The sequence below is a fragment of the Rhodanobacter thiooxydans LCS2 genome (genome assembly GCF_000264375.1).
Lineage (GTDB): Bacteria > Pseudomonadota > Gammaproteobacteria > Xanthomonadales > Rhodanobacteraceae > Rhodanobacter > Rhodanobacter thiooxydans.
In genome coordinates, this window is sequence record NZ_AJXW01000023.1 from 24,421 (window position 1) to 36,304 (window position 11,884).

14 protein-coding genes are annotated in these 11,884 nt (G+C 68.4%); 6 read left to right on the forward strand and 8 right to left on the reverse strand.

Annotation, left to right across the window (positions count from 1 at the left end; genetic code table 11):
- The first annotated feature begins 181 nt into the window (after positions 1 to 181).
- A complete protein-coding gene (locus tag UUA_RS05775; protein ID WP_039953626.1) occupies positions 182 to 1,012 on the forward strand; it encodes an MlaA family lipoprotein in 831 nt (276 codons plus the stop codon).
- 73 nt (positions 1,013 to 1,085) lie between these two features.
- On the opposite strand, the gene UUA_RS05780 is transcribed toward UUA_RS05775, so the two are convergent.
- From UUA_RS05780 to UUA_RS05810, 8 genes are all read right to left on the reverse strand, one after another.
- A complete protein-coding gene (locus UUA_RS05780) occupies positions 1,086 to 1,394 on the reverse strand; it encodes an STAS domain-containing protein (RefSeq protein ID WP_008435047.1) in 309 nt (102 codons plus the stop codon).
- Entirely contained in the window at positions 1,391 to 2,071 is a 681-nt protein-coding gene (locus UUA_RS05785) for an MlaC/ttg2D family ABC transporter substrate-binding protein (protein ID WP_008435049.1), read from the reverse strand. The genes UUA_RS05780 and UUA_RS05785 overlap by 4 nt, the downstream gene beginning before the upstream one ends.
- Before the next feature lie 50 nt (positions 2,072 to 2,121).
- Positions 2,122 to 2,973 (reverse strand): outer membrane lipid asymmetry maintenance protein MlaD, encoded by an 852-nt coding sequence (gene mlaD, locus UUA_RS05790; protein ID WP_008435050.1) that lies wholly within the window; start codon positions 2,971 to 2,973, stop codon positions 2,122 to 2,124.
- Between the two features lie 34 nt (positions 2,974 to 3,007).
- The gene (gene mlaE / locus UUA_RS05795; RefSeq protein WP_008435052.1) at positions 3,008 to 3,784 is read right to left on the reverse strand and encodes a lipid asymmetry maintenance ABC transporter permease subunit MlaE; all 777 of its coding nucleotides are present in this window, start codon (positions 3,782 to 3,784) and stop codon (positions 3,008 to 3,010) included.
- A complete protein-coding gene (locus tag UUA_RS05800) occupies positions 3,781 to 4,617 on the reverse strand; it encodes an ABC transporter ATP-binding protein (RefSeq protein ID WP_008435054.1) in 837 nt (278 codons plus the stop codon). Before UUA_RS05800 ends, mlaE begins: the two co-directional genes overlap by 4 nt.
- A gap of 77 nt (positions 4,618 to 4,694) precedes the next feature.
- Positions 4,695 to 5,321: a guanylate kinase gene (gene gmk / locus UUA_RS05805; protein ID WP_008435056.1), complete on the reverse strand. Its 627-nt coding sequence runs from the start codon at positions 5,319 to 5,321 to the stop codon at positions 4,695 to 4,697.
- Positions 5,318 to 5,557, reverse strand: a complete 240-nt coding sequence (locus UUA_RS19270; RefSeq protein ID WP_008435057.1) for a hypothetical protein — start codon at positions 5,555 to 5,557, stop codon at positions 5,318 to 5,320. Before UUA_RS19270 ends, gmk begins: the two co-directional genes overlap by 4 nt.
- Positions 5,558 to 5,567: 10 nt before the next feature.
- The gene (locus tag UUA_RS05810) at positions 5,568 to 6,428 is read right to left on the reverse strand and encodes a YicC/YloC family endoribonuclease (RefSeq protein WP_008435059.1); all 861 of its coding nucleotides are present in this window, start codon (positions 6,426 to 6,428) and stop codon (positions 5,568 to 5,570) included.
- An 88-nt stretch (positions 6,429 to 6,516) separates the two neighbouring features.
- Here UUA_RS05810 and rph point away from each other — a divergent pair, with 88 nt between their 5' ends.
- The 5 genes from rph to UUA_RS05835 all read left to right on the forward strand — a co-directional run bounded on the left by rph (position 6,517) and on the right by UUA_RS05835 (position 11,816).
- Positions 6,517 to 7,245: a ribonuclease PH gene (gene rph / locus UUA_RS05815; RefSeq protein WP_008435060.1), complete on the forward strand. Its 729-nt coding sequence runs from the start codon at positions 6,517 to 6,519 to the stop codon at positions 7,243 to 7,245.
- Positions 7,246 to 7,341: 96 nt separating this feature from the next.
- Complete coding sequence (rdgB, locus tag UUA_RS05820; protein ID WP_008435063.1) at positions 7,342 to 7,944, forward strand: RdgB/HAM1 family non-canonical purine NTP pyrophosphatase; 603 nt, start codon at positions 7,342 to 7,344, stop codon at positions 7,942 to 7,944.
- Positions 7,941 to 9,107, forward strand: coding sequence for a radical SAM family heme chaperone HemW (hemW, locus tag UUA_RS05825; RefSeq protein ID WP_008435064.1), 1,167 nt, complete (start codon positions 7,941 to 7,943; stop codon positions 9,105 to 9,107). The genes rdgB and hemW overlap by 4 nt, the downstream gene beginning before the upstream one ends.
- A gap of 88 nt (positions 9,108 to 9,195) precedes the next feature.
- Entirely contained in the window at positions 9,196 to 11,472 is a 2,277-nt protein-coding gene (locus UUA_RS05830; protein ID WP_039953627.1) for a DUF1631 family protein, read from the forward strand.
- The gene (locus tag UUA_RS05835; protein ID WP_008435068.1) at positions 11,469 to 11,816 is read left to right on the forward strand and encodes a PilZ domain-containing protein; all 348 of its coding nucleotides are present in this window, start codon (positions 11,469 to 11,471) and stop codon (positions 11,814 to 11,816) included. The genes UUA_RS05830 and UUA_RS05835 overlap by 4 nt, the downstream gene beginning before the upstream one ends.
- Positions 11,817 to 11,884 lie beyond the last annotated feature (68 nt).

The following is an 11,884-nucleotide window of genomic DNA, read 5'->3' on the forward strand; positions in this document are numbered from 1 at the left end:
ACGACTTATATGGTCTCACAGTGTAGAGGAGTGGATGCTTTGCTGGCAATGCGGCTGCCGCGTATCATGGTGGGCTGGCCGTGAACCGGCGGCGGCACGCGCCGGAAGCCAACCGAAAGCCGTGCAAGATACAAAACCAGACAGTACACTTACTACCCCCACGACGCGAACCCCCGCACCGATGCCCTCACCGCTTCGATTCCCCAAGTTGCGCCGCTGGCTGCCCGTGCTCGCCATCGTCTTGCTGGCTGGCTGCACCATCGCCAAGCCGCGCACCGACGATCCGCTGGAGAAATACAACCGCGGCGCCTACAAATTCAACGACGCGGTGGACAAGGCGGTGATCCGCCCGGTTGCGATGGGTTACCGCAAGGTGACCAATCCGCCAGTACGCCGCTCGTTCAGCGACTTCTTCACCAATATCCGCATGCCGGTCACGGTCGCCAACGACCTGCTGCAGGCGCGTCCGAAGCAGGCGCTGCAGAGCACCGGCCGATTCCTGGTGAACCTGACCCTGGGCGTCGGCGGCTTCTTCGATCCGGCCAGCCAGCTTGGCCTGCCGATAGAAGACAACGACTTCGGCGTCACCCTGGCGCGTTGGGGTGCCCCGGAAGGCGACTTCCTGATGCTGCCGTTCTTCGGCCCCAGTACCGCGCGTGACATCTGGCGCCTGCCGGTCGACAGCTACTTCTTCGACCCGTTGAGCCTGTACGCAGGCAACCATGACTACAACGGCCTGCAGTACCTGCCGCAGGCGATATATCTGGTGACCTTGCGCTCGCGCGGAATCGACGCGGAGAGCTTCCTGCAATCCGCCTACGATCCCTACGTATTCATCCGCGATGCGTACCGCCAGCAGCGCCTGTACAAAATCTACGACGGCAACCCGCCGGTCGAGATCATCCAGCAGATGCAGGGCCTGGACGAGAAGAATTTCGACCCCGAGGAACTGCTGGACCAGCAGCACCAGTGGGAAAACAAGCACCCGGAAGCGTCCAGCAAGCAGCCCTGAGCACAGCGCATGGTCGACACGAGGAAGGGGCCTCGCGGCCCCTTCTTTGCGTTGCACGACCCCGGGCCTTCGCTCAGCCGAACAGCCGGTCGACCTCGCAGACCTGGGCCAGCGACTGCATGCCGGCCGGCACATGCACGACCTGCAACGCCTGACCGCGACGGGTCGCGTCGGCCGCGACCGCCAGCACGCAGGCCAACCCGGCGCTGTCACTGTGGCGCACGCCGGCCAGGTCCAGCCGCGATATCGGGCGACCCGTCAGCGCAACGCGGATCGCCTGCCACGCAGCGGCCGCGGTATCGAAGCTCAGCTCGCCGCACACGCCCAGCGTGCCAGGCGTGCCGGTGTCCAGCTGGAAGCTGTCTGCGGCGGCCTGCGTCACGACTTGTCCTTGTTGTCCTTGGCCATCGTATCCAGCGCCTTGGAGCCCTGGGTCTCGATATTGCTGATCAGCTGCTCGATGCCGACCTTGCGGATCTCCGCGTCCACCTGGTTGCGGTAGTTGGTGACATAGGAGATGCCCTCGATGATTACGTCGTAGGCCTTCCAGTCGCCGTTGCGCCCCTTGCGGAAGGCATAGTCGACCGACACCAGCTTGCCGTCGTCCAGCACCACCTGGGTGCGCACCACGGTGCGCTTGTCGTTGAGGTCGCCCTTGAACGGCAGCACCTTCACCCGGCCGCGGGTGTAGTTCAGCAGGCCCTCGGCGTAACGGTGCGTGATCGAGTTGTAGAACGCCCGGGCGAAGCGCTCGCGCTGCGCCGGAGTGGCCTCGCGGGCATGCTGGCCGAGCACCAGGATCGAGGCATAGTCGATGTCGAAGTGCGGCAGAAACACCTCGTCGATGACGCTGATGAGCTTCTCCTGGTTCTTCTTCAGCTCGTCGCGATGGCCATCGATCGCCGTGGCCAGCTGGTCGGCGATGGCTTGCACGACCTGCACCGGGGCCAGCTGGGTCGTCGCCGGGGCTGCGACCGGGGCGGCCGCCTGGGCGAATGCCGGAACCGTGGCGACGGCACCAAACGCGATGGCGGTGGCAAGAGCCAGTCTGCGCAACATGGGTAACTCCTTGGGCTGACCGGCTCGGCGAGCCGGCGGGGAATGGCGGGCTATTTGTTGCCGTTGCCGGCGTCTTTCTTGTCGCTGGGCGAACCGTTGACCAGGAACTTGCCGATCAGGTCCTCCAGCTGCAACGCGGACTGGGTCAGGATCATCTCGTCGCCGTCCTTGAGCGCGTCGGGCGAACCGCCCGGCTGGATCGCAACATACTGGCTGCCGATCAAACCGCTGGTGAACACCGCAGCGGAGGAATCGTCCGGAATCGCGTCGTAGCGCTTGTCGATCGACAGCACCACGTCGGCATTCAACTTGACCGGGTCGGCGTGCACCGACTGCACGCTGCCGATCACCACGCCGGCCATCTTCACCGGCGCGCCGGCCGACAGCGTGCCGACGTTGGTGAAGCTCGCCTTCACCGCATAGCTGCCGCCGACATTGTCGACCACGCCGCCGGCGCCGAAGAACTTGCCCAGCATCTCCTCCAGCGGCTGGGTCGACTTGGTGCGCGCCAGCGTGCCGCCGGCAGCCACCACCTGCTTCGCGCTGCCGTACTCGATGCCCACGTACTGGTCGCCGAGCAGGCCGCTGGTGAAGATCGTCGCCACCGAATCCTGCGGGATCCTGTCGTAGAGCTTGTCGATCGACAGCTTCACCTCGGCCACGTCGCGGCCCGGCTGCAGCGTGATCGACTGTACCTGGCCCACGCGCACACCGGCCACCTTCACTGGCGCGCGCTCCTTCAGCTGGCCGATGTTGGTGAACTGCGCGTCGACGACGTAGCTGTCGCCCTGGCGCACGTTCGCCACCGAACTGGTCTGGGTGGCCAGGTAGGCCAGCGCGGCAAAGCCGAGCACGATGAACAGGCCGGTGCCGACGGCGTAGGAACTTCTCGGTTGGCTCACGGCAGAATCCTCGGAAAACGACAAGTCATGGCGGTCACATCAGGAAGGCGGTGAGGACGAAATCCAGCGCCAGGATGGCGATCGACGACGCCACCACGGTGCGCGTGGTGGCGTAGGCCACGCCTTCGCTGGTCGGCGGCGTGGTGAAGCCCTGGAACACCGCGATCAGCGACACCACCGCGCCGAACGCAAGGCTCTTCAGCAGCACGCCGTTGATGATGTCGGTATGCACGTCGACCTGGGCGGTCATGTTCGACCAGAACGTGCCGTTGTCGATGCCGAGCCAGGTCACGCCGACCAGGTGGCCGCCGAAAATGGCCATGGCGCAGAACACGCAGCTCAGCAGCGGCATCGCGATCAGCCCGGCCAGGAAGCGCGGCGTGGCGACATAGGCGACCGGGTCGACCGCCATCATCTCCATCGCGGAAATCTGGTCGGTGGCGCGCATCAGGCCGATCTCGGCGGTGACCGCGGTGCCGGCGCGGCCGGCGAACAGCAGCGCGGTGACCACCGGCCCCAGTTCGCGGTATACCGACAGCGCCACCACCATGCCGCTGGCCGAAGTGCCGCCGAAGATCGACAGCACGTGGTACAGCTGCAGCATCAGCACCATGCCGACAAACAGGCCGCAGACCATGATGATGGTCAGGCTCATCGCTCCGACGAACCACAGCTGGCGGATGGTTTCGCGCAGGTAGCGGAAGCTGCGCGGCACTGCCGCCAGCAGGGTCAGCAGGAACAGGCCACAGGCGCCGATCTGCGCCAACGACTGGGTCAGCACGTTGCGAGGCTGCGGAGCGCGCGCGTTCATTTCGCCGCTCCGGCAAAGCCCAGCTCGGTGGCATAGTCGCCGGCCGGATAGCGGAACGGGATGGGGCCGTCCGCCTCGCCGCCGAAAAACTGCCGCGTCCACGGCGAGCCGTCGTCGGCGATCGTCGCCGGGTCGCCCTGCGCTACCACCTTGCCGTTGGAAAGCAGCACCACGTGGTCGGCGATCCGCTGCACGGCAGCCAGTTCGTGCGACACCACCACGCTGGTGATGCCCAGGGTGCGGTTCAGGGTGAGGATCAGCTTGATCACCTGGTTCAGGGCGACCGGATCGAGCCCCACGAACGGCTCGTCGTACAGGATCAACTGCGGGTCGAACACGATCGCCCGCGCCAGCGCCACCCGTCGCGCCATGCCGCCGGACAGCTCGTTCGGCATCAGCCGCGCCGCGCCGCGCAGGCCGACTGCCTGCAGCTTCATCAGCACCAGGTTGCGGATCAGCACCTCCGGCAGTCTGGTGTGCTGGCGCAGCGGGAACGCCACATTCTCGAACACGTCGAAATCGGTCAGCAGGGCGGAGTTCTGGAACAGGTAACCCACGCCTTCACGCAGCTTGTACAGCTCGTCGCGCGACAGCTCGGCCACGTTGCGGCCGTCGACGTGGATACTGCCGGCGTCGGCATACATCTGTCCGGTGATGTGCTTGAGCAGGGTGGTCTTGCCGGTGCCGCTGGGGCCCATGATCGAGGTGATCTTGCCGCGCGGAATATCCAGGTCCAGCGCGTCGAAGATGGTCTTGCCGCCGAGCACCGTGGTCAGGCCGCGGATACGCACCAGGGTGGCGTCGTCAGGCGTGGCGCGAACGGTTTCGGTCATGGGCGGAGAAAGCCGTGTGGGGAGGAGACAAGGTAATGGAAGCGCGCTGCGAAGACCATGTGAAAACGGTCACGGGCTCAGGCTCCGGCCATCAGCTCGGCGATCAGCGCCTCATGCCGCTGCCACTGCAGCGCGCTGCGCAGGCGCACCGCCCGCACGATCGCCTGCAGCCCGGCCAGCGCCTCGTCGAACACGTCGTTGACCAGGATGTAGTCGAACTCGTGCGCGTGGGCGATCTCGCCGCGCGAATTGCGCAGGCGACGCTCGATCACCTCGGCGCTGTCCGATCGACGACCACGCAAGCGCCGTTCAAGTTCCGCCCGCGACGGTGGCAGGATGAACACGCTGACACAATCGGGCTTGCTCGCGCGGATCTGCTGGGCGCCCTGCCAGTCGATCTCCAGCAGCACGTCGCGGCCCTGCCTCAGCAACTGCTGCACCGCGGTGCGCGAGGTGCCGTACAGATTGCCGTGCACCTCGGCATGTTCCAGGAAGATGCCCTCGGTGATCTCGCGCTCGAATTCCGCGCGCCCGACGAAGTAGTAGTGACGCCCGTATGTTTCGCCCGGCCGCGGCGGCCGCGTGGTGTGCGACACCGACAGCGAGATCCCCGGCTCGCGCTCGAGCAGCGCGTTGACCAGGGTGGACTTGCCGGCACCGGAGGGCGCGGCAACCACGAACAGGGTGCCGATGGCTACGCTCATTTCATCCATAGCGCAGCCAGTTGAACCAAGAATCCACTGGTTAGCAGGAACATGCCAATCCGGGAAATGCAATCATAAAGTTGGGCCTTTGCAACCTGACGCTCATCAACCTGACTGACCGTGATTGCTTCTAATCCGTCACGATGCAACTGTTCGGGCAAGCCATACCGCCAAATCAACACTGCACCAATAAAATTGGCCAAAAGTCCGATCGTATTGAGCCATAAAGCGATCATTTGAGAGCACTCATTCGATGTTCTGCACCTGCTCGCGCATCTGCTCGATCAGCACCTTCAGCTCCACCGCTGCGTTGGTGCTGCGCGCGTCGACCGATTTGGAGCCGAGCGTGTTCGCCTCGCGGTTGAACTCCTGCATCAGGAAATCCAGCCGGCGGCCGACCGGTTCCTTCAGGCCGAGCACGCGGCGCGTCTCGCCGATGTGCGTGCTGAGCCGGTCCAGTTCCTCGTCGACGTCGGTGCGGGTGATCTGCAGCACCAGTTCCTGCTCCAGCCGGCCCGGCTCGACCGGCTGCTTGAGATCGGCCAGCCGTGCTTCCAGCCGGCTGCGCAGCGCGGCGCGGATTTCCGGCATCCAGCCGCGCACGTCGACCACCACGCGCTCGATCGCATCCAGCCGGTCGCGCAGGATCGCGCCCAGCTTCTCGCCCTCGCGCTCGCGGGTGGCGGCGAGCGCGTCCAGCGCGCGATCGAGCACGTCGAACAAGGCCGCCTGCTGCGCCTGCGGATCGGCCTCGGCCTGCTGCAGCACGCCGGGGAAGCGCAGCAACTCGGTGAACTGCACCTGCAGCCCGGGAAACAGCGCGGCCATGTCCAGGTTCAGCTCCGACAGGCGCGACAGCAGCGCATGATCCACCTGCAGCGAGCCGCTGCGCGCATCACTGGTGCGGCGCACGGTCAGGTCCAGCTTGCCGCGCGACAGCTTGGCCGCCACCCGCTCGCGCAACTGCGACTCGAAGCCGCGCAGGTCGTCCGGCAGTCGCGGGCTCAGCTCGAGATAGCGGTGGTTCACCGTGCGCAGCTCGCAGCTGAGCGTGCCGGCGGGGCCGGTGTTCTCGGCACTGGCATAGGCCGTCATGCTGCGGATCATCGGCGTCTTCCGGACATGGGGAAAGGACGCAATGGTAAACTCTCCGGTCCGCGTTGCCCAATCCGGCCAAGCGTCCCCAGGACCGCCCATGAACTCCGTCATCCGCCCCAGCGGCCGCGCCAGCGACCAGCTGCGCAGCGTCAGCATCGAACGCCACTACACCCGCCACGCCGAAGGCTCGGTGCTGGTCAGCTTCGGCGATACCCGCGTGCTGTGCACCGCCAGCATCGAGGACCGCGCGCCGGCCTGGCTGCGCGGCAAGGGCGAGGGCTGGATCACCGCCGAGTACGGCATGCTGCCGCGCGCCACCAACACCCGCATGCAGCGCGAGGCGGCGCGTGGCGGCCAGGGCGGGCGCACCATGGAGATCCAGCGGCTGATCGGCCGCAGCCTGCGCGCCTGCGTCAATCGCCAGGCGCTGGGCGAGCGCGTGATCACGCTGGACTGCGACGTCCTGCAGGCCGACGGCGGCACCCGCACCGCGGCGATCACCGGCGCCTACGTGGCCCTGGTGGATGCGGTGAACCTGCTGATGAAGCGCGAGAACCTCCGGCGCAACCCGGTGGTGGGCGCGGTCGCCGCGGTCTCAGTGGGCATCTACAAGGGCATGCCGGTACTCGACCTCGACTACGCCGAAGATTCGGACTGCGACACCGACATGAACGTGGTGATGAACGACGGCGGCGGCTTCATCGAGGTGCAGGGCACCGCCGAAGGCCACGCGTTCCGCCGCGACGAGATGGACGCGCTGCTGGTGCTGGCGCAGAAGGGCATCGGCGAACTGGTCGCGGCGCAACGCGCGGCGCTGGCCCGATAGCGTGGGGCGGGCACTGCCCGCCATCGTCCTGCCACCCGGCAGCCGGTGGGCAGCGCCCGCCCTACACGCATTTCCAAAGGCTGACGGAGTGAGTCCATGACACAGCGCATCGTGCTGGCCAGCAGCAACCGCGGCAAGCTCGCGGAGTTCAATGCGCTGCTCGCCGACAGCGGCTTCGAGGTGGTCACGCAATCGAGCCTGGGCATCGAGGATGCCGAGGAAACAGGACTCAGCTTCGTCGAGAACGCGCTGCTCAAGGCACGCCACGCCGCGCGCGCCAGCGGCCTGCCCGCGCTGGCCGACGACTCCGGCCTGTGCGTGAATCACCTGCATGGCGCACCCGGCCTGTACTCCGCGCGCTACGCCGGCGGCCACGGCGACAGCGCGGCGAACAACGCCAAGCTGCTGCGCGCGCTGGACGGCGTGCCGGCGGCGCAGCGCGGCGCGTTCTTCCTCTGCGCGCTGGTGCTGCTGCAGCACGCGGACGACCCCGCGCCGCTGATCGCCGAAGGCCGCTGGCACGGCCGCGTGCTCGAGGCTCCACGCGGCGAGCGGGGTTTCGGCTACGACCCGCTGTTCCTGCCGCACGGCCAGTCGCGCAGCGCCGCCGAACTCGAGCCGGCGCTGAAGAACACGCTCAGCCATCGCGGCCAGGCGCTGGCGCAACTGCACGCGCGGCTGGCCGCAGCGCGCGCATGAGCCTCACCGCACCGCCGCTGTCGCTGTACGTGCACATGCCGTGGTGCGTGAAGAAGTGCCCGTACTGCGATTTCAACTCGCACGGCCTGCGCAGCGAGCCGCCGCCCTACGCCGCCTACATCGACCAACTGCTGGCCGACCTCGACGCCGACCGCGCGGACCTCGCCGCGGCGCTGGAAGGCCGCCCGGTCATCAGCATCTTTTTCGGCGGCGGCACACCCAGCCTGTTCGCGCCGGAGCTGATCGCGCGCCTGCTCGACGGCGTGCGCGAGCGGCTGCCGCTGGCGCACGACGTCGAAATCACCCTGGAGACCAATCCCGGCACGGTCGAGCACGGTCGCTTCGACGGCTACCTGGCCGCCGGGGTCAACCGCATCTCGTTCGGCGTGCAGAGTTTTGACGACGACAAACTCAGGCGGCTCGGCCGCATCCATTCGGCCGGCGAGGCCGAGGCTGCGGTGAAATCGGCGCAGGACGCCGGCTACGCCAACATCAACCTCGACCTGATGTACGCGCTGCCGCGGCAGGATCTCGATGGTGCGCTGACCGACGTGGAACGCGCGGTCGCGCTCGGGCCCACGCATATCTCGCACTACCAGCTGACGCTGGAACCGAACACGGTGTTCGCCGCCAACCCGCCGCCGCTGCCCGACGACGACCACGCCTGGGCGATGCAGGAGGCCTGCGAGGCGCGCCTGGCCGAGGCCGGCTACGGCCAGTACGAAATCTCCGCGTACGCGCAGCCCGGCCGGCGCTGCCTGCACAACCTCAACTACTGGGAATTCGGCGACTACCTCGGCATCGGCGCCGGCGCCCACGGCAAGCTCAGTGACGCGGCCAGCGGCCTGGTGCGGCGGCGCTGGAAGAGCCGCCACCCGCGCGCCTACATGGAAGCGAACGGCGGCCCCGCCCGGATCGGTGGCGACAGCATGGTCGGCGCGGACGAGCTGCCGTTCGAATACATGCTCAACGCGCTGCGCCTGGTCCACGGCGTGCCGATGGCCGCCTTCGCCGAGCGCACCGGCCTGCCGTCGGCGCGCATCGCCGCCGCGCTGTCGACGGCGCGCCAGCACGGCTGGCTGCACGACGACCCGCAACGGCTGCACACCACCGTACTGGGCCAGCGCTTCCTCAACGACGTGATTGGCCTATTCCTGGACTGAAAAGCGCGCTGCGGCTGCCCGCGCCGATGGCGTCACTGCTGCAACCAGCATAGACTTGCCGCTCCGGGGGATTCACCAGGGTTCATGCATGGATGTCGGGCACGATCGACGTCATTCGTCCGCGTTGCATCAGGGCGGCCGCATCGTCAATGCGCATTGGCCGGCGCGCACGCAGCGCCTGCTGGAAGCCAGCTGCCACCAGTGCGTGGACGGCCTGCAGGAGCCCCTGCGGCGCTGCCTGAGCGAATTCGAGAAGCAGCTTTTCGCGCAAGCCGAGCGCGCGCACCATACCGGCGACCAGCAGGACTGTTTCTCCAGCCGGCAGCGTGTGCTGCAGGGCCGCGCCGCCTACGCCCAACGTTTCGTCCTGCATATCGGCAGCGCGTTCAACGGCATCGACAGCGCCCGGTCTGCGCCGGCCGCCGCCAACCCCAAGCCGTGGCAGACGCTGGCGCTGGTCGACCCCGGCGAGCAGGAAGTGTCAATGAGCCTGGAACAGCTGGGCGTCCGCGGCGAGGTACGCCATGCCAGCGTGCTGTACGAGCTGGGTCATCGGCTGGCGGTGCTGGTCGGTGCGCCGCCATTGGAGGGGCTGGCGCTGCCGCTGGGCCCCTACGCGCTGGCTCGGGCCTGCCATGGGGCGGGGGCGGAGCTGGAACTGCCGCTGAAGCACCAGTTGATGCTGCTGCAGCACTTCGACCAGTGGGTGATCCAGGCGCTGGCGCCGATGTACGACGTCATCAATGCGCACCTGCAGGGCGACGGTATCCTGCCGCAACTGCGCAGCATCCCCATCCCGCGCCACGTCGGCAAACGGTCGCGCCCTGTCGGCGGCAACGGAGCCGCGGCGACCAGCGAACCGACTGCCGAGCCCATCGGCGCACCCCACGCCGGCGTCAGCGCCGGCAGCGGCGCGCCGATCGAGGTGCTGGAATCCCTGCGCGACCTGCTCGCGCGCCAGCGTGCCAGCCAGAGCGGGGTCAGCGGCCAGGCGGCCGGCCGCGCCGCCAGCGAACAGGAGCTGCAATCCGCGCTGGGCGCGCTGCAGCAACACCTGGCCCAGCTCACCGACCAGGCGGGCCGTGAACTGCGCAGCGCGGCACGGCTGCGCGAGGAGCTGCTGGCCCAGCTCAACGCCGGCAAGCCCGGCGACGCGCCGCGCACCCGCTTGAGTGACGAGCAGGGCGACAAGGTCGAACTGGTCGCGCGGCTGTTCGAGCAGCTTGGCCAGCAGCTGCAACGCGGCAGCAACGCCCGCCAGCTGCTCGGCGACCTGCAACTGCCGGTACTGCGCATGGCGGTGACCGACCGCGACTTCTTCGAGCAACGCGAGCATCCTGCGCGCCGGCTGCTCGACACGGTGACTGCCGCCGCGAACGACTGGCTCGACGGCAACGACGACGAGAGCAACCGCCCACTGGCCAGCAAGCTCGAGCAACTGGTCGCCCGCGCCAGCCGGGAACCGCCCAGCGCGGGTCTGTACACCACACTGCTGGCGGACATCGAGCACCACCTGGCCCTGCTCACGCGCAAGGCGCAGGCCGCCGAACGGCGCCATGTGGAAGCCGCGCAGGGGCGCGAGCGGCTGGACCAGGCCCGCCACCGCGCCGGCGAACTGATGGCCGAACGTTTCGCACTGTCGCCGCCGCGCGGCCTGTTGCGCGCCCTGCTCGACCGCGCCTGGTCCGACGTGCTGGCACTGACCCTGCTGCGGCATGGCGAGGACAGCGAGGCGTTCGACACGCAGCTGGCGATCACCGACCAGTTGCTCGGCCGCCTGCCGGTGGGCGACCGCCGGCAGCTGCAGGCGGAGGTGGAAGCCGGCCTGCAGCAGATCGGCATGCACGCCGAGGAAGCCGTGCAGGTGGCGCAGCGGCTGCTGGGCGCGGGCAGCCCCGACCCCGTCGGCGAGCTGCCCAGCGCCACCGACCTCGCGCTGCGCCTGAAGCAGCATCAGCGCCTCGGCGAACTGCAGTCCGCCCCGCCGCCAGAGCCGGTGCTGGCTCCGCCGGCCGCGGCGCCGGAGCCCAGCCCGCGTGAACGGGACATCGAACGGCACCTGCGCCAGCTGCCGTTCGGCAGCTGGTTCGAGTTCGTCGACCCGGCCAGCGGGCAGATCGCCCGGCGCAAGCTGGCCTGGTACTCGCCGGTATCCGGGCATTGCCTGCTGGTCAGTCGGCGCGGCCAGCGTGGCGACGAGATGAGCCTGGCGCAACTGGCCCGTGAGGTGGCCAGCGGTCGCGCCTGCGAGGTGCCGGCGCAACCGGAGAGTCTGCTCGACCGCGCCTGGCGCAGCCTCACCGGCAGCCTGCGCCAGGCCACCGCGCCCCGCCGCCCCGCCCCGCCGGAGGACGCACACCGATGAGCAGCAGCGACCAGCGCCGCGCCGAACGCAAGCGCGCCAGCGCCAACGCGGTGGTCACCGACGCGATCAGCGGCCTGCCGATCGGCCATCTGGGCAACCTGTCGATGACCGGCATGCTGCTGATCGGCGCGCAGGCACCGCGCAGCGAAGCGCTGTACCAGGTCAGCCTGACGCTGCCCGGTGCGGAGCGGATGCTGGCGCCGTCGCAGCCGATCGAAGTCGGCATCCAGGAGCAGTGGCATGAAGCCGCCGCCAGTTCGGGGCAGATCTGGGCCGGCTACCGCATCGTCGCGATCACCGACGCCGACGCCGCGCGCATCGAGAGCTGGCTGGCACAGGACTGAGAGGTTGTGGTTTTTTCAACCTCTCAAGCCGGCCAGGGCGCGGGCATGGCGAGGGCATGGCGAGGGCA